The 18,238-nt window shown below is 71.1% G+C and carries 13 protein-coding genes; 1 reads left to right on the top strand and 12 read right to left on the bottom strand.

Features of this window, described 5'->3' with window-relative positions; genetic code table 11:
- Nucleotides 1-17: 17 nt before the first annotated feature.
- The 10 genes from MKD51_RS09335 to coaE all read right to left on the bottom strand — a co-directional run bounded on the left by MKD51_RS09335 (nt 18) and on the right by coaE (nt 14,420).
- On the bottom strand, nt 18-641 hold the full coding sequence (locus tag MKD51_RS09335) for a superoxide dismutase (protein WP_240240031.1): 624 nt from the start codon (nt 639-641) through the stop codon (nt 18-20).
- Nucleotides 642-738: 97 nt separating this feature from the next.
- Nucleotides 739-1,716 carry a DNA-binding protein WhiA gene (gene whiA / locus MKD51_RS09330; RefSeq protein WP_240240030.1) on the bottom strand — a complete coding sequence of 326 codons (978 nt, stop codon included), beginning with the start codon at nt 1,714-1,716 and terminating at the stop codon, nt 739-741.
- 14 nt (nt 1,717-1,730) lie between these two features.
- Nucleotides 1,731-2,594, bottom strand: a complete 864-nt coding sequence (gene rapZ / locus MKD51_RS09325) for an RNase adapter RapZ (RefSeq protein WP_346986705.1) — start codon at nt 2,592-2,594, stop codon at nt 1,731-1,733.
- Nucleotides 2,591-4,519 (bottom strand): excinuclease ABC subunit UvrC, encoded by a 1,929-nt coding sequence (uvrC, locus tag MKD51_RS09320; protein ID WP_240240029.1) that lies wholly within the window; start codon nt 4,517-4,519, stop codon nt 2,591-2,593. The genes rapZ and uvrC overlap by 4 nt, the downstream gene beginning before the upstream one ends.
- On the bottom strand, nt 4,516-7,392 hold the full coding sequence (gene uvrA, locus MKD51_RS09315; RefSeq protein WP_240240028.1) for an excinuclease ABC subunit UvrA: 2,877 nt from the start codon (nt 7,390-7,392) through the stop codon (nt 4,516-4,518). The genes uvrC and uvrA overlap by 4 nt, the downstream gene beginning before the upstream one ends.
- A 52-nt stretch (nt 7,393-7,444) precedes the next feature.
- Complete coding sequence (locus MKD51_RS09310; RefSeq protein WP_240240027.1) at nt 7,445-9,163, bottom strand: biotin carboxylase N-terminal domain-containing protein; 1,719 nt, start codon at nt 9,161-9,163, stop codon at nt 7,445-7,447.
- A gap of 11 nt (nt 9,164-9,174) precedes the next feature.
- A complete protein-coding gene (locus MKD51_RS09305; protein ID WP_240240026.1) occupies nt 9,175-10,764 on the bottom strand; it encodes an urea amidolyase family protein in 1,590 nt (529 codons plus the stop codon).
- A gap of 73 nt (nt 10,765-10,837) precedes the next feature.
- Nucleotides 10,838-11,608 (bottom strand): 5-oxoprolinase subunit PxpA, encoded by a 771-nt coding sequence (locus MKD51_RS09300; protein ID WP_240240025.1) that lies wholly within the window; start codon nt 11,606-11,608, stop codon nt 10,838-10,840.
- 133 nt (nt 11,609-11,741) lie between these two features.
- Entirely contained in the window at nt 11,742-13,793 is a 2,052-nt protein-coding gene (gene uvrB, locus MKD51_RS09295) for an excinuclease ABC subunit UvrB (protein WP_240240024.1), read from the bottom strand.
- Between the two features lie 9 nt (nt 13,794-13,802).
- Entirely contained in the window at nt 13,803-14,420 is a 618-nt protein-coding gene (coaE, locus tag MKD51_RS09290; protein ID WP_240240023.1) for a dephospho-CoA kinase, read from the bottom strand.
- Between the two features lie 114 nt (nt 14,421-14,534).
- On the opposite strand from coaE, the gene MKD51_RS09285 reads away from it, so the two are divergent.
- Nucleotides 14,535-15,365 (top strand): response regulator transcription factor, encoded by an 831-nt coding sequence (locus tag MKD51_RS09285; RefSeq protein ID WP_240240022.1) that lies wholly within the window; start codon nt 14,535-14,537, stop codon nt 15,363-15,365.
- On the opposite strand, the gene MKD51_RS09280 is transcribed toward MKD51_RS09285, so the two are convergent.
- Nucleotides 15,347-16,558 (bottom strand): hypothetical protein, encoded by a 1,212-nt coding sequence (locus tag MKD51_RS09280; RefSeq protein WP_240240021.1) that lies wholly within the window; start codon nt 16,556-16,558, stop codon nt 15,347-15,349. The genes MKD51_RS09285 and MKD51_RS09280 overlap by 19 nt on opposite strands.
- Entirely contained in the window at nt 16,555-18,180 is a 1,626-nt protein-coding gene (locus MKD51_RS09275; protein WP_240240020.1) for a PAS domain-containing sensor histidine kinase, read from the bottom strand. The genes MKD51_RS09280 and MKD51_RS09275 overlap by 4 nt, the downstream gene beginning before the upstream one ends.
- Between the last annotated feature and the right edge of the window lie 58 nt (nt 18,181-18,238).

Below are 18,238 nucleotides of genomic sequence, written 5' to 3'. Positions count from 1 at the left end.
CATGGTGACGATTGGGGTCAGCGGACGATGAGTCCCGCGGTCTGCGCCTTCGCCGCGTCGAAGCGGGCCTGCGCATCCTGCCAGTTGACGATGTTCCAGAACGCCTTGACGTAGTCGGCCTTGACGTTGAGGTAGTCGAGGTAGAACGCGTGCTCCCACATGTCGAGCATCAGGATCGGCTGGGCACCGACCGGCACGTTGCCCTGCTGGTCGAACAGCTGGAAGACGTTGAGGCGCGAGGCGATCGAGTCCCACGCGAGGACCGACCAGCCGGAGCCCTGGATGCCCGTGGCGTTGGCCGTGAAGTGCGCCTGGAACTTTGCGAAGTCGCCGAAGAACTCGGAGATCGCGGCCTGCAGCTCGCCCTCGGGCTCACCGCCGCCGTCACCGGAGAGGTTGTTCCAGAAGACCGTGTGGTTCGTGTGCCCGCCGAGGTTGAACGCAAGGTCCTTCTCGAGCTTGTTGATGGCACCGAAGTCATCGCCGTCGCGCGCTGCCTGCAGCTTCTCCAGCGCGGTGTTCGCACCGTCGACATAGGCCTTGTGGTGCTTGTCGTGGTGCAGCTCCATGATCTTCGCGGAGATGTGGGGCTCGAGCGATGCGTAGTCGTAGGGCAGGTCAGGAAGGGTGTAGACGGCCATGGGAGGCTCTCCTCTCTTGCGCGCTCAGCGCGCCGATTGGTCAGTTTCGATCCTAGCCACCGGCGCACCGCGCATGGCATGCGCCGGAGGGTCTTCGTCACACGTCGATGTCGTCCGGCACGGCAGCCTCGGTGTTCGGGATGCCCTGGTCTGCCGCGGCGCGATCGGCCATCGCCAGCAGACGTCGGATGCGGCCGGCGACCGCATCCTTCGTCATGTTCGGGCTCGCCACATGGCCGAGCTCGTCGAGGCTCGCATCGCGGTGCTCGAGGCGCAGCCTGCCCGCGTAGGACAGGTGCTCCGGCACCTCCGGCCCGAGGATCTCGAGCGCTCGCTCGATGCGCGCGCATGCGGCGACCGCGGCCTGCGCGCTGCGGCGCAGGTTGGCGTCGTCGAAGTTCACGAGCCGGTTGGCGGTCGCCCGCACCTCGCGGCGCTGGCGCAGCTCTGCCCATGCCTGCACGGTCTCGTGCGCGCCCATGGTCGTGAGCATGCGCGAGATCGGCTCGCCCTCGCGGATCACGACGCGGTGCGCACCGCGCACCTCGCGCGACTTGGCGGGGATGCCGAGCCTGCCGGCCGCGCCGACGAGCGCCATCGCGGCCTCGTTGCCCGGGCAGGCGACCTCGAGGGCCGCGGAGCGACCGGGGTCGGAGAGCGAGCCCTGCGCGAGGAACGCGCCGCGCCAGATGCCCGCCAGATCCTCGAGGGAGCCGGTGGTGACCTTGTTGGGGAGCCCGCGCACGGGACGCCGCCGGGCATCCATCAGCCCGGTCTGCCTCGCGAGCGTCTCGCCCTCGGCGATGACGCGGACGAGGTAGGCGCCGCTCGTGCGGTTCGAGGAGGAGGAGATCTTGGCGATCTCTGCACGCACGCCGTAGAGCTCGAGGATGCTCCTGGCCAGCCTGCGGGCAGCCGCGGCGGAGTCGAGCTCGCTCTCGACCGCCACTCGGCTCGAGATCACGTGCAGCCCGCCGGCGAACCGCAGCAGCGTCGCGACTTCGGCCGCCTTCGTCTGGGGTCGAGTCACGCGAACTCGCGCGAGCTCCTCCTTGACGTCGTCGGTCAATGCCACGCCTGCTCCTCTCGTCATTCGCGCCCCAGGTCTCTGTGCTTCACCGCGACGCGCAGCCCGGGGGTCCCCGACAGCCGCTTGGCCAGATGCTCCGCCGTCGCGACCGAGCGGTGCTTGCCACCGGTGCACCCTACGCCCAGCACGGCGTGCAGCTTGTTCTCGCGGGCGTAGCCGGCCAGCACAGGCCGGAGCGCCTCGACGTAGCGGTCGACGAACTCCTGCGCGCCCTCCTGCTGGAGGACGTAGTCGGCGACGACGGCCTCGGTGCCGTCGTGCCCGCGGAGCTCGGAGATCCAGAACGGATTCGGGAGGAAGCGCATGTCGGCGACCAGGTCGGCGTCGACCGGCAGCCCGTACTTGAAGCCGAAGCTCATGACCGTGAGGGTGACCTCGAGCTCGCCGCCGGGGGCGAAGCGCTCCCCCACCCTGGTGGTGAGCTGGTGCGGGTTGAGGCCCGTCGTGTCGAGCAGATCGTCGGCCATGCCGCGCAGCGGCTCGAGCCGCGTGCGCTCCATGCGGATGCCGTCGAGGATCGTGCCGTCGCCCTGCAGCGGGTGCGGCCTGCGCACCTGCTCGTAGCGACGCACGAGCTCTGCGTCGCTCGCCTCGAGGAACAGCACGCGCACCGAGTGCTCGGCGCGCAGCATCTCGACGAATCGCTTGGCGTCATCGAAGAGCACGCCACCGCGCACGTCGACGACGATCGCGAGCCTGGCCTCGGTGGATGCGTTGGTGGCGGCCGTGCGCACGAGGGCGCGCAGCATGGTGGGAGGCAGGTTGTCGACCACGAACCAGCCGAGGTCCTCGAGTGCGTTGGCGACGGTCGTCCGACCAGCACCGGACATTCCGGTGATGATGACGATCTCTCTTGCGTTCACGCGTTCGGTCCCTGTCGCTCGGCTGCTCCGTCCATCGTATCGGCGCTGAGCCTGCGCGCCACGGTCGCTGCCAGTGCCGGGCCGATGCCCTGCACCTCGGCCAGCTGCTCGGCGGTCGCCGCACGCACGCGCTTCGCTGAGCCGAAGTGCTTGAGCAGCGCCCGCACGCGGTTCGGGCCCAGCCCCGGGATGCCGCTCAGCTCCGACTCGATCGCGCTCGAGCGCTTCGTGCGCTGGTAGCTGATCGCCACCCGGTGGGCCTCATCGCGCAGCCGCTGCACGAGGTAGAGCGCCTCGCTCGTGCGCGGCAGGATCACGGGATACTCCTCGCCCGGCAGCCACAGCTCCTCGAGCCGCTTCGCGATGCCGGCGAGCGCGACGCCGCGCACACCGGCCTCGTCGAGCGCGCGCTTGGCGGCCTGCACCTGCGGCCTGCCGCCGTCGACGAGGAGCAGCTGCGGCGTGTATGCGAAGCGCGTGCCGGTCTCCTCGGGATCACCGTCGACGATGTACTTCGCCCTGCGCGTGATGATCTGGTGGATGGAGTCGGTGTCGTCGGTCGTCTCGGCGATCGAGAACTTGCGGTACTGATCCTTGCGGGGCAGGCCGTCCTCGAAGACCACCATGGAGGCGACCACGCCGGTGCCCCCCAGGTGCGAGACGTCGAAGCACTCGATGCGCAGCGGCGCCTCGCTCATGCCGAGCGCCTCCTGCAGGTCGCCGAGAGCCTGCGTGCGGGTGACGTAGTCGCTCGTGCGCTTCGTGCGCGCCACCTGCAGCGCGTGCGCAGCGTTGACGAGGGCGGAGTCGGCGAGCTTGCGCTTCTCCCCCCGCTGCGGGACGCGCACCGCGACGCGACCTGTGAGCCCATGGTCGGCGCGGCGGTCGGTGAGCCAGGTCTCGACCACCTCCGGCGCATCCGGCTGCTTCGGCAGCAGCACCTCACGCGCCGGCGGGTCGCCGCCGTCGTAGGCGATGCGCAGGATCTGGGTGGCGAGCTCGTTGTCGGTGAGGTCGATCTCGGTGTCGACCACCCATGACTTCGTGCCTCGGATGCGGCCACCGCGCACGGCGAACAGGTGCACCGCGGCGCTCAGCTCGTCGTGCACGAGCCCGAAGACGTCGGCGTCGACGCGATCCGAGAGCACGACGCTCGTGCGCTCCAGCACCGTCTCGAGGGCGGCGAGCTGATCCCGCAGCCGGGCAGCGCGCTCGAACTCGAGCCGCGCACTTGCCCGCTGCATCTCCTCGCGCACCCGATCGACGAAGTCCTGGTCGCCACCGTTCATGAACGCGACGAGATCGCGCGCCGTGGCACGGTGCTCTGCCTGCGTCACCCGGCCGACGCAGGGCGCGGAGCACTTGCCGATGTCGCCCAGCAGGCATGGCCGGCCAGAGCGCTCTGCGCGGTCGTAGACCGACTGGCTGCAGGAGCGCATCGGGAACGCCTTCAGCAGCAGGTCGAGCGTCTCACGGATCGCCCAGACCTTCGTGTAGGGCCCGAAGTAGCGCGCACCCCGCATGCCGTGGTTGCGGGTGATGAGCGCCCTCGGCACGTCGTCGCCCATCAGGACCGCGAGGTAGGGGTAGGACTTGTCGTCCCGGAACTGCACGTTGAACGGCGGTTCGTACTCCTTGATCCAGGTGAACTCGAGCTGCAGCGCCTCGAACTCGCTCGCGACGATCGTCCACTCGACGCGCACTGCCGTGAGCACCATCCGCCGGGTGCGCTCGTGCAGCGTCTCGAGCGGCTGGAAGTAGTTCGCCAGCCGCTGTCGCAGGTTCTTCGCCTTGCCCACGTAGAGCACGCGCTCGTGCTCGTCGCGGAAGCGATAGACGCCGGGCGCCGTCGGGATGGTCCCTGCGGCCGGCTTGTACGGCACCGTCCTCGAGACCGGCGCCGGCTGCGAGCCTGCAGGCGTCATCGCACGCCCGCGCCCAGGATCTCCTTCAGGAACCCGCCGGTGTAGCTCTCGGGCACCTGCGCGACCTCCTCAGGCGTGCCGGTGGCGACGAGCATGCCGCCGCCGGAGCCGCCCTCGGGACCCAGGTCGATGATCCAGTCCGCGCTCTTGATGACGTCGAGCGCGTGCTCGATCGTGAGCACCGTGTTGCCCTTCTGCACCAGGCCGTCGAGCACCTCGAGCAGCTTGCGCACGTCGTCGAAGTGCAGGCCGGTGGTGGGCTCGTCGAGCACGTAGATCGCCCGACCGGAGGTGCGGCGCTGCAGCTCGGTCGCGAGCTTGACGCGCTGCGCCTCGCCGCCGGAGAGGGTGGTCGCGGACTGCCCGAGCCGCACGTAGCCGAGGCCGACGTCGACGAGCGTCTTCAGGTAGCGGTGGATCGAGGAGATCGGCTCGAAGAAGTCGGCGGCCTCCTCGATCGGCATCTCGAGCACGTCGGCGATCGACTTGGCCTTGTAGTGCACCGAGAGCGTGTCGCGGTTGTACCGCTTGCCGTTGCAGACCTCGCACTGCACGTAGACGTCGGGCAGGAAGTTCATCTCGATCTTCAGCGTGCCGTCGCCCTGGCAGGCCTCGCAGCGGCCGCCCTTGACGTTGAACGAGAACCGGCCGGCGAGGTAGCCCCGCGCCTTCGCCTCCGCCGTCTCTGCGAACAGGTTGCGGATCTTGTCGAACACGCCCGTGTAGGTCGCCGGGTTCGAGCGCGGCGTGCGCCCGATCGGGCCCTGATCGACGTGCACGACCTTGTCGAGGTGCTCGAGGCCTGTCACACGCGTGTGCTTCGCCGGCACCTGCCGGGCGCCGTTGAGCGCGTTGGCGAGCACCTTGTGCAGGATGTCGTTCACGAGCGTGGACTTGCCCGAGCCCGAGACGCCGGTGACGGCGACGAAGACGCCGAGCGGGATGTCGACGTCGACGCGCTGCAGGTTGTTGGCCCGCGCGCCCTCGATGCGCAGCATCCGATCCGGGTCGATCGGGCGCCGACTCGCCGGCACCGGGATCGTCTCGCGACCGGAGAGGTAGGCGCCGGTGAGCGAGCGCTCGTTCGTGAGCAGATCCTCATAGCTGCCGGAGTGCACCACCTCGCCGCCGTGCTCCCCGGCGCCCGGCCCGATGTCGACGATCCAGTCGGCGGTGCGGATGGTGTCCTCGTCGTGCTCGACGACGATGAGCGTGTTGCCGAGGTCGCGCAGCGACTCGAGCGTGGAGATGAGCTTGCGGTTGTCGCGCTGGTGGAGGCCGATCGACGGCTCGTCGAGCACGTAGAGCACGCCGGTGAGGCCCGCGCCGATCTGTGTCGCGAGGCGGATGCGCTGGGCCTCGCCGCCGGAGAGGCTCGCGGCCGCGCGGGAGAGCGAGAGGTAGCCGAGCCCGACGCGGATGAGGAAGTCGAGGCGGGCGCGGATCTCGCGCAGCACCGCGGCTGCGATCGTCGCCTCGCGCTCGTCGAGGTCGAGCCCGTGCATGTAGGCGTGCGCGTCGTCGAGGCTCAGCTCGGCGATCGTGGAGATCGAGCTGCCGTGCACCGTGACGGCGAGCACCTCGGGCTTGAGCCGCGCGCCGCCGCATTCAGGGCACGGCACCTCGCGCAGGAACTCGCCGTGCTTCGAGCGCACCCAGTCGCTGTCGGCCTCGGCGTGCTTGCGCTGGATGTAGGGCATGACGCCCTCGTAGCCGGATGCGTACTTCAGCTGGCGGCCGAAGCGGTTGCGCCACTGCACCATGACGTTGCCGTCGGTGCCGTGCAGCACCACCTTGCGCACATCCTCGTCGAGCTCGCCCCAGGGGGTGTCGAGCGAGAAGCCCATCTCGTTCGACAGGCCACCCAGCAGGCGCTCGAAGTAGGTGTAGAGGCCCTTGCCGGACTGCGTCCACGGCAGGATCGCGCCCTCGCGGATGGAGACCGCGTCGTCGGCGATCACCAGGTCGGCATCCGCCGCCATGCGCGTGCCGATGCCGGTGCACGTCGGGCAGGCGCCGAACGGCGCGTTGAACGAGAAGGTGCGCGGCTCGATCTCGGTGAGCGTGACGGGGTGCCTGTTGGGGCACGAGAGCTTCTCGCTGAAGGTGCGGCGCCGATCCGGGTCCTGCTCGTCGAGGTCGACGTAGTCGATGGTCGCGAGCCCGTCGGCGAGACGCAGCGCGGTCTCGAGCGAGTCGGTGAGGCGCGAGAGCAGGCCCGGCTCGGCCACGAGCCTGTCGACGACCACCGAGATGTCGTGCTTGTTCTGCTTCTTGAGCGCCGGCGCCTCTGCCAGCTGCACGACCTCGCCGTCGATCACCGCGCGCGAGTAGCCCGTGGCGACGAGGTTGCGGATGAGGTCGGCGAACTCGCCCTTCTTCTGCTGCACCACCGGCGCCAGGATCTGGAATCGCGTGCGCTCGGGCAGCTGCATCAGCTCGTCGGCGATCTGCTGCACGGTCTGGCGCTGGATGCGCTCGCCGCAGACGGCGCAGTGCGGCACGCCGATGCGCGCCCACAGCAGGCGCATGTAGTCGAACACCTCGGTGATCGTGCCGACGGTCGAGCGCGGGTTGCGGTTCGTCGACTTCTGGTCGATCGAGACCGCGGGGCTCAGGCCCTCGATGAAGTCGACGTCGGGGCGGTCGACCTGCCCCAGGAACTGCCGCGCGTAGGCCGAGAGCGACTCGACGTAGCGGCGCTGGCCCTCGGCGAAGATGGTGTCGAACGCGAGCGACGACTTGCCGGAGCCGGAGAGCCCCGTGAACACCACGAGCGCGTCGCGCGGGATCCGCAGATCGACGTCCTTGAGGTTGTGCTCGCGCGCGCCGCGCACATGCAGCTCTGGGATGTTGGAGGTCGTGGATGTCACCTCATGAGTCTACGTTCGGCCACCAACACGCACGCTCCCGTTCGCCCATGGCTCACTCCACGATGCGGGCGATCGGCTGGTCGACGGAGACGCCGCCGCCCTGCTCGACCAGGCGGGTGAGGATGCCTGCCCGGTGGGCGAGCACCGTCGTCTCCATCTTCATCGCATCGAGCACGGCCACCTCTTGGCCGGGCTCGACCGCTGCGCCGTCGTCGACGCTCCAGCGCACGAGCGTGCCGGGCACGGGCGCGCCGAGCTCGCCCTCGTCGCGCATCAGCGCAGCCGCACCCGACCGCGGCGCCGCGCCAGCGGCGGCGGCGAGCAGCGCATCCGGCAGCCCCAGCACCACGCGGCGGCCATCGACCTCGACGGCCAGGCGCCTCAGACCGGTGGCGAGGGAGGGGGCGGGCCTGCCCTGCGGCGAGAGCCGCGGCATGAGCGTCGACTCGATCCACTGCGTCGAGACCGCGAAGCCGGCGGTCGAGAAGTCGGGCTCGTCCAGCAGCGCCACGGCGAAGGGCGCGACGGTCGCGATGCCGGTGAGCTCGAGCTCGCGCAGCGCCCTGCGCATGCGCACGAGCGCGGCGTCGCGATCGGGCGCGTGCACGATGAGCTTTGCCGCCAACGAGTCGAACGCGGCCTCCACGGAGTCGCCGGCCTCGACCCCCGCATCCCAGCGGATGCCTGGACCGGCAGGCACGCGCAGCGTCTCGACCCGACCGGGGCTCGGCAGGAAGCCGCGACCGGGATCCTCGGCGTTCAGCCGCAGCTCGATCGCGTGGCCGACCGGCGTGGGCGTCTCGTCGAACGACGGGCCGAGGCCCTCGGCGATGCGGAACTGCTCCCGCACGAGGTCGACGCCCGTGACGGCCTCGGTGACCGGATGTTCGACCTGCAGCCGGGTGTTGACCTCCAGGAACGAGATGGTGCCGTCGACCCCGAGCAGGAACTCGACGGTGCCTGCGCCGCGGTAGTCGACCGCCGCGCAGATGTCGCGTGCTGCCGCGTGGATGCGGGCGCGCTGCTCATCGGTGAGCCCCGGGGCCGGCGCCTCCTCGACGAGCTTCTGGCTGCGGCGCTGCAGCGAGCAGTCGCGATCGCCGACGACGACCACCCGACCCCTGCCATCGCCCAGCACCTGCGCCTCGACGTGGCGCGGATGCTCGAGGTAGCGCTCGATGAAGCACTCCCCCCGCCCGAACGCCGCGATGGCCTCGCGCGTGGCAGAGCCGAACGCATCCGCCACCTCCTCGATCGTGTGGGCCACCTTGAGCCCGCGGCCGCCGCCGCCGAAGGCCGCCTTCACGACCACGGGCAGTCCGTGCTCGCGGGCGAAGGCGACGGCCTCGTCGGCATCGGCGAGCGGCCGATCGGTGCCGGGCGCGAGCGGTGCGCCGGTCTCGAGGGCGATCGCGCGCGCAGTCACCTTGTCGCCGAGCGCCTCGATGGTCTCGGGAGCCGGGCCGATCCAGGTCATGCCTGCCGCCTCGACGGCGCGCGCGAAGGCGGCGCTCTCGGAGAGGAAGCCGTAGCCGGGGTGCACCGCATCCGCGCCGGAGGTGCGCGCAGCAGCGAGCAGCGCCTCGATGCTCAGGTAGCTGTCGGCGGCCGTCGAGCCGCCCAGCGCCACGGCCTCGTCGGCGTGGCGCACGTGCATGGCGTCGACATCCTGGTCGGCGTAGACGGCCACCGAGCGGTAGCCGGCCTCTGCGCAAGCGCGTGCGACGCGGACGGCGATCTCTCCGCGGTTGGCGATGAGGATCTTCTGCACGACCCCTCCTGTCAGTCGGTGTGCGAGCCGGCGGTGGGCTCGGCGATGCGGAAGCGGATGCGCGAGCCGGGTGGGAGCTGGCCTGCGCGGTCGAGGTCGCGGTCGATGACCGCCCCGATGATCGGGTAGCCGCCCGTGAGCGGATGGTCGGGCAGGAAGAGCACCGGCTGGCCGTCCGGCGGCACCTGGATGGCGCCCGTGACGGCGCCCTCGCTCTCGAGCTCGCCGTCGCGCGCGCGCTCGAGCGGGGCCTCGCCGCGCAGGCGCACGCCGACGCGATCGGAGCGAGAGGTGACCTCCCACTCCTGCGCGAGGAGCGTGCGCAGGGCTGCGGCGGTGAACCAGTCCTCGCGCGGGCCGAGCACGATCGCGAGCTCGACGGTCTCACCCGTCTTCGGCAGGGGGATGCGCGGGGCGCGGGTGCGCTCGACGGCGGTCGCGCCGTGCGCGGGGCCGCGCAGCGGCAGCACATCGCCGGCGCTCAGCTGCGCGGGGCCGAGGTGGGCGAGCGTGTCGGTGGCGAGGCTGCCCAGCACCGGCTCGAGCGCGACGCCGCCGCGGATCGCGACGAGCACGCGCAGGCCGTCCCGCACCGCGCCGATGCGCAGCTCGTCGCCGTCTTCGATGGCGATGGCGCGGCCGGGCTCGACGGGGTGGATCGCTGCGGCTGCATGCCCGTCAGCATCGGCCCGCACCGTTGCATCCGCCAGCGCCCCCGTGAGGGCGATCACCGCGGCCCCCTGGAAGCGCAGCACCGCTCCCCCGCCGGCGAGCTCGAGGCCCGCCTCGCCGGGCGCGTTGCCGACGGCGCGATTCGCCTCTGTGAGGGCGGCGCGGTCGGCGGTGCCGGAGGCGGCGACGCCCATGGCGGCCATGCCGGGCCTGCCCAGATCCTGCAGCAGCAGCTGCAGCCCCGGGCGCACGACCTCCAGGGTGTGCGGTGCGTCGACCTCGGCACGCGCTCCGGCGCCGAGCACGTGCAGCTCGCGGTCGACGCGCTCGAATCGCACCGTCGTGCCCGGGCTCAGCAGCGCAGGGGGCTCGCGGTCGAGGTCCCACATGGCGGCATCCGTGCGGCCGATGAGCTGCCAGCCGCCGGGGCTCTGCTTCGGGTAGATGCCCGAGAAGCGCCCGGCGAGGGCGACGGAGCCGACGGGGATGCGGGTGCGCGGGGAGGGTCGGCGCGGCACGTCGAACAGCGGGTCGTCGCCGACCAGGTAGCCGAAGCCGGGCGCGAAGCCCGTGAAGGCGACCGTCCAGGTGGACGCCCGGTGCCTGCTGACGAGCTCGTCGGGGGTCACGCCGAGCAGCGATGCGACCTCGGCGAGGTCCTCGCCGTCGTAGCGGACGGGGATCGTGACAGCGTCGGTGCTCTGCGCACGGGTGGCCGCAGGGTCGATGGCGAGCAGGCGCTCGCTCAGCTCGTCGGCGGCGATCAAGGTGGGATCGAAGCGCACGAGGATCGTGCGAGCGGCGGGCACGAGCTCGGTGACGCCAGGCAGCGCTGCCGCGGCGAGCGCGGGCAGCAGCCGCATCGACTCGTCGAGATCGGCCGCCTCCAGCAGCAGCGCGGTGTCGGCCGCGGTGCGCACGCGCGTCATGCGGCGCCTGCGGCGCGGCAGCCCGCCCGCGCGACGCGCGCACGGCCGAGCCAAGTGACGGATGACCGGGCCGTCACGGGCGCGGCCCCGCGAACGGCGCGATGGTCACCCCAGCGGCCTCGAGGGCCTCGCGCGTGGCCCGGGCCATCGCGATCGCACCGGCGCTGTCACCGTGCACGCAGATCGACTCGGCGCGCACCGCGACGTCGGTGCCGTCGATGGCCTCGACGACTCCCTCCCGCGCGAGCCGCACCATGCGGGAGGCGACGAGCATCGGGTCATGCAGCACGGAACCCCGCTCGTTGCGGGAGACCAGCAGCCCCTCGGAGGTGTAGGCGCGATCGGCGAAGGCCTCCGCGGCGGTCGCGAGCCCCGCCCGCTCGGCGATGTCGAGCACGACGGCGCCCGCGAGTCCCAGCAACACGAGGGAGGGGTCGACGGCGCGGATCGCCGCGACCACGTCCTTCGCCTGGCGCTCATGCCGCGCGATGGTGTTGTAGAGGGCGCCGTGCGGCTTCACGTACACCGCACGGCCGCCCGCAGCGCCGGCCAGCGCCTGGAGCGCGCCGAGCTGGTATTCGACGTGCGCCTGGAGTGTCGCCGAGTCGACATCGCGCGCCACTCGGCCGAAGCCCTCGTAGTCGCGGTAGCCGGGGTGGGCACCGATGGCGACGCCCTGCTCTACCGCCGCACGCAGCGTCGCCGCGATGCCCTCCGGACTGCCGGCATGGAAGCCGCACGACACGTTGGCGCTCGTGACGATGCGCAGCATCGCTGCGTCATCGCTCACCATGCGGTCGGGCACGTTCTCGCCCAGATCGGAGTTCAGGTCGATGACGCTCATGCTGCCACCGCCTGGACGGCGAAGACCGGGCCGATCGAGTGCGCGCCCGTCCATGTCGGCGCAGAGGCACCGGCCCGCAGCGGTGCGTCGGTCATCAGGGATCCCCTCTGCGGCTCGGAACGGGCCGCCGCTCTCAGCTCGCCGCGCGCATCTGGCGCAGATCGCGCTTCAGGTCGTGCAGCTCGTCGCGGATGCGCGCCGCGAGCTCGAACTTCAGCTCGCCGGCCGCCTCCGTCATCTGCGCCGTCAGGTCGGCGATGATCGACTCGAGCTGCCCGGGCCCGTCGAGGTCGGAGCGGTCGCGCGCCAGCCTCGGCGTCGGTGCCCCACGCCTCGTGCCCTCGAGCAGCTCATCGGTGTCGGCCTGCTCTCGCGCCAGCACCTCGGTGATGTCGGCGATGCGGCGCCGCAGCGGCGTCGGATCGATGCCGTGCTCCGTGTTGTAGGCGACCTGCACCGCGCGGCGACGATCGGTCTCGTCGATCGCGAGCCGCATCGAGTCGGTGATCCTGTCGGCATACATGTGCACCTCGCCAGAGACATTGCGGGCGGCACGGCCGATGGTCTGGATGAGCGAGGTCGCCGAGCGCAGGAAGCCCTCCTTGTCGGCGTCGAGGATCGACACCAGGGAGACCTCCGGCAGGTCGAGGCCCTCGCGCAGCAGGTTGATGCCGACGAGCACGTCGTAGACGCCCTGCCGCAGCTGCGTCAGCAGCTCGACCCTGCGCAGCGTGTCGACATCGGAGTGCAGGTAGCGCACGCGCACGCCTGCCTCCGTGAAGTACTCGGTGAGCTCCTCCGCCATCTTCTTCGTGAGCGTCGTCACGAGCACACGCTCGTTGCGCTCGGCGCGCACGCGGATCTCCTCGAGCAGATCGTCGATCTGGCCCTTCGTGGGCTTCACGACCAGCTGCGGGTCGACGAGACCCGTCGGCCGGATGATCTGCTCGACGACCGTGTCTGCCAGGCCCATCTCGTACTTGCCCGGCGTCGCCGAGAGATAGACCTTCTGAGGCGACCGCTCGAGGAACTCGCCGAACTTCAGCGGCCGGTTGTCGAGCGCGCTCGGGAGTCGGAAGCCGTGCTCGACGAGCGTGCGCTTGCGGCTCGCGTCGCCCTCATACATCGCGCCCACCTGCGGCACGGTCACGTGCGACTCGTCGATCACGACGAGGAAGTCGTCGGGAAAGTAGTCGAGCAGGCAGTGCGGCGCCTCGCCAGGGGCTCGGCCATCGATGTGCCGCGAGTAGTTCTCGATGCCCGAGCAGAAGCCGATCTGCTCCATCATCTCGAGGTCGAAGGTGGTGCGCATGCGCAGGCGCTGCGCCTCGAGCAGCTTGCTCTCTCGCTCGAGCTCCTTCAGGCGCCCGTCGAGCTCGTCGCGGATGCGCTCCATCGCCTTGTGCATGCGGTCGGATCCGGCCACGTAGTGGCTGCCGGGGAAGATCGAGACCGACTGGTGCGTCTCGATCACCTCGCCGGTGAGCGGATGCAGCGAGGAGATCGCCTCGATCTCGTCGCCGAAGAGCTCGATGCGGATCGCATGCTCCTCGTACATCGGGATGATCTCGATCGTGTCGCCGCGCACCCGGAAGGTGCCGCGGGTGAAGGCGACGTCGTTGCGCTGGTACTGCATCGAGACGAAGCGGCGCAGCAGCGCCTGCCTGTCGATGCGCATCCCGATCTGCAGCGCGACCATCGCCTCGAGGTACTCCTCGGGCGTGCCGAGGCCGTAGATGCAGGACACCGTCGAGACCACGATGACGTCGCGGCGCGACAGCAGCGAGTTGGTGGCGGAGTGCCGCAGCCGCTCGACCTCGGCGTTGAGCGAGGAGTCCTTCTCGATGAAGGTGTCCGTCTGCGGCACATAGGCCTCAGGCTGGTAGTAGTCGTAGTAGGAGACGAAGTACTCGACGGCGTTGTTCGGGAACAGCTCGCGGAACTCGTTGGCCAGCTGCGCGGCGAGCGTCTTGTTGTGCGCGAGCACGAGCGTCGGACGCTGCACCTGCTCGACCAGCCACGCGGTCGTCGCGCTCTTGCCCGTGCCGGTGGCACCCAGCAGCACGACATCGGTCTCGCCGCGGTTCACGGCATCGGTGAGCTCGCGGATGGCCTTCGGCTGATCACCGGAGGGGGTGTACTCGCTGATGACCTCGAAGGGCCGCACAGCACGGGTCGGTTCCATGCCCCCAGCCTAGGAGCGGCCACCCACACGCTGCTCGGCCAGTCGCTCCCAGAGGGCATCGACCTGCTCGATCGTCGCCGACAGCTCGCCAGCGGTGTCGATCACGACGTCGGCGATCGCGAGCCGACGCTCGTCGCTCGCCTGCGACGTGACGCGCGCCCGCGCATCCGCCTCGTCCATGCCGCGCAGCTCCATGAGACGCGCCACGCGGATGTCCGCAGGCGCGTGGGCGACGACCACGAGGTCCCAGGGGTCGTCGGGCCGCGCCTCGACCAGCAGCGGCACGTCGTACACGACGACCGCCGCGGGATCGACGGCGAACGCGGCACGGAACCGTCGACCGGACTCCTCCGCGACGGCCGGGTGCACGATCGCGTTCAGACGGTGACGAGCGCCGGGATCGTGGAAGATCACCGCGCCGAGCGCCCCGCGATCGAGCGAGCCGTCTGGCAGCAGCAGGTGCTCACCGAACTCGGCGGCGATCGCGGCGAGCACGGGCATGCCGGGCTGCTGCAGCTCGCGCACGAGGGCGTCGGCATCGACGATCACCGCGCCGTGCGCCGCGAGCCCGCGGGCGATCGTGGACTTCCCGGAGGCGATGCCGCCGGTGAGCGCGACGAGAGGCATGGCTCGAGTCTGGCACGTCGCGGGCCCTGCAGGTCCGGCGACGGCGCTGTCAGCGACGACGAGTAGCATCGGCCACAGTGCACCCGCCGCGCGGTGCAGATGCAAGGAGACCCGATGAGCGAGGACGTCGCAGTCGTCATCGAGGATGGCGAAGACATCCGTGAGCTGCTTGCCCAGGTGCTGACCCAGGGCGGATTCGTCGTGCACGCCGCGGCCGACGGCGCGACAGGTGTCGAGCTCGTGCGCGAGCACGACCCGATCGTCGTCACGATCGATGTGAACATGCCCGGCATCGACGGCTTCGAGACCGCTCGCCAGGTGCGCGCGATCAGCACCGCATACATCGTGATGATCACGGCGCGCGGCGACGAGATCGACACGCTCGTGGGGCTGCAGACGGGCGCGGACGACTACATCGTCAAGCCCTTCCGGCCGCGCGAGCTGCGCGCCCGCATCGAGGCGATGATGCGCAGGCCGCGGGTGCTCGCATCGACGCATCCCTCTCCTCCGCATCCCTCGGCCCCACAGGCATTCGGCGCGACCGACGCTGTCTCGCACGTCGCGTCGGAGACCGGTTCGGTCGACCTCACCGGTGCCCCGTGGGGCGAGGGCGACGCCGAGCCCGCGCTGCTCGAGCACCGCGGGCTGCGCCTCGAGCCCGGCGCCAGGGTCGTCGAGCTCGACGGCGCGGAGGTCGAGCTGACGCGCAGCGAGTTCGACATCCTGCGGATGCTGCTGAGCTCCGGCCGCCGCGTCGTGAGCAAGATGCAGCTCGCCGGCATGCTGCGCGGCGAGCGCGGCGAACCCGATCATTACCTGAGCGAGCACGACGCCCGCGCGATCGAGGTGCACGTCGCGAACCTGCGGCGCAAGCTCGGCGAGTCGCCCTCCGATCCCCGCTGGATCGAGACCGTGCGAGGCGTGGGCTACCGCCGCACGTCCTGACCGCCGACGGCGGGGCCCTCCGTCTCGTCGTCCTCGCCTGCCACCACCACGGTGACGTCATCGCTCGCGATGGCGCGGTTCGCGGCAGCACGCGCAGCGTCGAGCAGCGCGTCGCGGTCGTAGCCGCTGATGCTCGTGAGGCTGACGCCCATGCCGATGGGCGGCACCACCGGCACTCCTGCGGTCGCGAGCTGATCGAGCATCGCCCGATGCATGCGCGTGGCGAGCTGCCTGGCGTCCGCTGGCGATGTGGGCTGGAAGGCGAGCATGAGCGTGCCGTGGTCGTCGGTGCCGAGCGCCGCGGTCGTCGGCGACAGCCTGCGGGCCGCCGCACGCGCCGCCTGGCGCACGTGCTCCGCCTCGTCGGCGCCGAAGGCGGTCGCGATGCGGGTGAGCGAGCCGATGCTGATCACGAGCACGGCGAAGAGCTCTGCGCGGCGGTTGGCGCGCATGAGTCGGCCGCCGAGGACGCGCACGAACGACGGCACGAGCAGGACGCCATCGGGTGCGATCGCCATCAGTGAGGAGTCCTCGGTGCCCCGCAGGCGCACCTGCTCCGCGCGCAGCACGGATGCGGTGACGACCGCGATGATCACGAGGCAGATCGTGGCGACGCCGGCGACGCCGCTGCTGACCCACTCGCGGAAGAGCTCGTGGTCCGTGCCGAGGGTCAGGGCGCTCACCAGTCGGATGAGCTGGAACACGCACGCGAGCGCGAGCACGCCGCCCAGGCCGAGGGCCGTGCGCGTTCGGCTCATCGTGCCCCGCAGCGACTCGATCGTGCCGAGCCCCGCGAACGCGGCGTTCGCCGCGAACATGACCCACGCGCCCGACCATCGGCCGACCTCTGGCCCTTCGAGCAGCACGGCGGCGCATGCCAGCACGGCAGCGGCCGCCACCAGGACGGCACTACCGCGAGCCTGCCTGCCGTTGAACACGCGACAGCCGATCCAGAGCAGCCCGAGCGTCGCCACCCAGGCGGCGTTGCCGACCGCGATGGGCCACCAACCGGCATCCGTCACCGCGTCGAGCAGGTATGCCTCGGTGGCGATCATGCCCGAGATGAAGCCGAGCGCCCAGACGCGACCTGCGCGGTCGTCCTTGCGCAGCATGGTCTCGAGCACGAACACGCCGCCGGCGACATGCACGACGAGCGCGGTGATGAGCTTGACCGTGTCGGGATCGAGGATCATGCGTTCGCTCCAGCTCGGCGCAGCGGCAGTCGCACGACGAAGGTCGCGCCGGCGTCGGGCTCGCTCTGCACGGTGATCTCGCCGCCATGCGCGCGCACGAGGTCGCGGCTGATGGCGAGGCCGAGACCGTTGCCGTGCGGCCTGCTGCTCTGCGCCGCCGAGCCGCGGAAGCGCCGCTCGAACAGCCGCGGCAGCACGTCGGCCGCGATGCCGGGGCCATCGTCGCGCACCACGAGCCAGGCGTGCTTGTCGTCTGCGGTGACGCCCACCTCGATCAGGCCGTCGCCGGCGTGGTAGCTGACGGCATTGCCGACCAGGTTGTCAACCACCTGGCGGATGCGCATGGGATCGATCTCGGCGACGGCGCTCTCGACGCCCGAGACGTCGATGCGGATCCCCCGCGCCTCGGCCTTCGGCTCCAGCGACTCCACCGAGGCGAGCACGACGCGCGCGAGATCCTCCTCCACGGGGCGCACATCGAATCGGCCGGGTCCGTCTGCTGTGGCGGCGAGCACGTCGCCGATGATCACCAGCAGCCGCGACGCGTTGCGCTCCGCGATCTCGAGGCTGCGGCGTGCGGCATCCCCCACCTCCGGATCCTCGAGCGCGAGGTCGAGGTGGCCGAGCACGCTCGTGAGCGGCGTGCGCAGCTCGTGCGAGACCGAGGCGACCAGCTCGTCGCGCATCGAGACCGCCATCCGCTCCGCCGTGACATCTCGCGTCACCAGGATGGCGCCGATGTCGGTGCCGTCGACATCGATCAGCCGTCGCGCCGTCGACTGCAGCGCCCGCCGGCCCTCGCCAGGCGGCCCCTGCCAGTGCAGCGTGCCCTCGAACGTCTCCCCGCGCCGCGCCCGCGCGAGCGGCACCATCGCCGGTTCGATGGGCGACTCGCCGTCGGCGTCGAACAGCTGGCCCTCGGCGCCGACGGCGCTCAGCCGCGCGTGCGCGTCGTTCTCGATCGAGATCGAGCCGTCTGCACCGATCCGCACCACCCCGAAGTCGACCGCGTCGAGCAGCTCGCTCACGGCATCCTCCTGCCGGCGCGCACGCTCGACGGCGTGGTCGAGATACTCCGCCTGCTCATCCAGCAGCGCGCGCTGCGCGGCTGATCGGCGGGCCGCGACGTACGCGACGATCGACGCCATCGAGACGGCCAGCGGCCCGAGCACGATGTGCACTGCGCTCGAGAAGCCGTCGTGCAGCAGGTTGGATGTCCAGAACAGCACGCTCGCGGAGCCCGCGCCGATCAGCAGCCCGCGCCACCCGCCGACAGTCGCGAGCCAGGTCGCCGGCACCATCCACAGCAGCCACAGCTGTGCGTCCGGCTGGCCCATCTCCAGGAAGAAGATGGCGACCAGATCGCCGATGGGCACCAGGCTGACCCACCGGGGCTGGATGCGGTTCCACGGCACGACCAGGGCGACGACGGTGAGCGCGAAGATCGCGAGCACCCCGAAGAAGAGCGTCTCGCCATCGTGCAGGTCGTCGAGCACCACGACCAGACCGCAGGCAGCGAGGCACGCGGCCGCCAGCAGCAGCTGGTTGACCGCCGTCGCGCGCTCGCGCGTGCGATCAGGGCGCACCGCAGCGGTGCGACCGTTCGTGGCAGCCGCGATCATAGGTTGAAGGTACCGCGCGCGCACCGCTCGCATGTGCTTCCCGGCGGCCGGGGCTACC

It is taken from the genome of Agrococcus sp. ARC_14, from assembly GCF_022436485.1.
Classification (GTDB): domain Bacteria; phylum Actinomycetota; class Actinomycetes; order Actinomycetales; family Microbacteriaceae; genus Agrococcus.
This window is presented reverse-complemented; position numbering and strand designations above follow the sequence as displayed.

Bases quoted from the DNA above. Each gene is read 5' to 3' on its own strand.
- MKD51_RS09335 (WP_240240031.1), bottom strand. From the start codon at position 641: ATGGCCGTCTACACCCTTCCTGACCTGCCCTACGACTACGCATCGCTC.
- uvrC (WP_240240029.1), bottom strand. From the start codon at position 4,519: ATGACGCCTGCAGGCTCGCAGCCGGCGCCGGTCTCGAGGACGGTGCCG.
- MKD51_RS09305 (WP_240240026.1), bottom strand. From the start codon at position 10,764: ATGACGCGCGTGCGCACCGCGGCCGACACCGCGCTGCTGCTGGAGGCG.
- MKD51_RS09300 (WP_240240025.1), bottom strand. From the start codon at position 11,608: ATGAGCGTCATCGACCTGAACTCCGATCTGGGCGAGAACGTGCCCGAC.
- uvrB (WP_240240024.1), bottom strand. From the start codon at position 13,793: ATGGAACCGACCCGTGCTGTGCGGCCCTTCGAGGTCATCAGCGAGTAC.
- coaE (WP_240240023.1), bottom strand. From the start codon at position 14,420: ATGCCTCTCGTCGCGCTCACCGGCGGCATCGCCTCCGGGAAGTCCACG.
- MKD51_RS09285 (WP_240240022.1), top strand. From the start codon at position 14,535: ATGAGCGAGGACGTCGCAGTCGTCATCGAGGATGGCGAAGACATCCGT.
- MKD51_RS09280 (WP_240240021.1), bottom strand. From the start codon at position 16,558: ATGATCCTCGATCCCGACACGGTCAAGCTCATCACCGCGCTCGTCGTG.
- MKD51_RS09275 (WP_240240020.1), bottom strand. From the start codon at position 18,180: ATGATCGCGGCTGCCACGAACGGTCGCACCGCTGCGGTGCGCCCTGAT.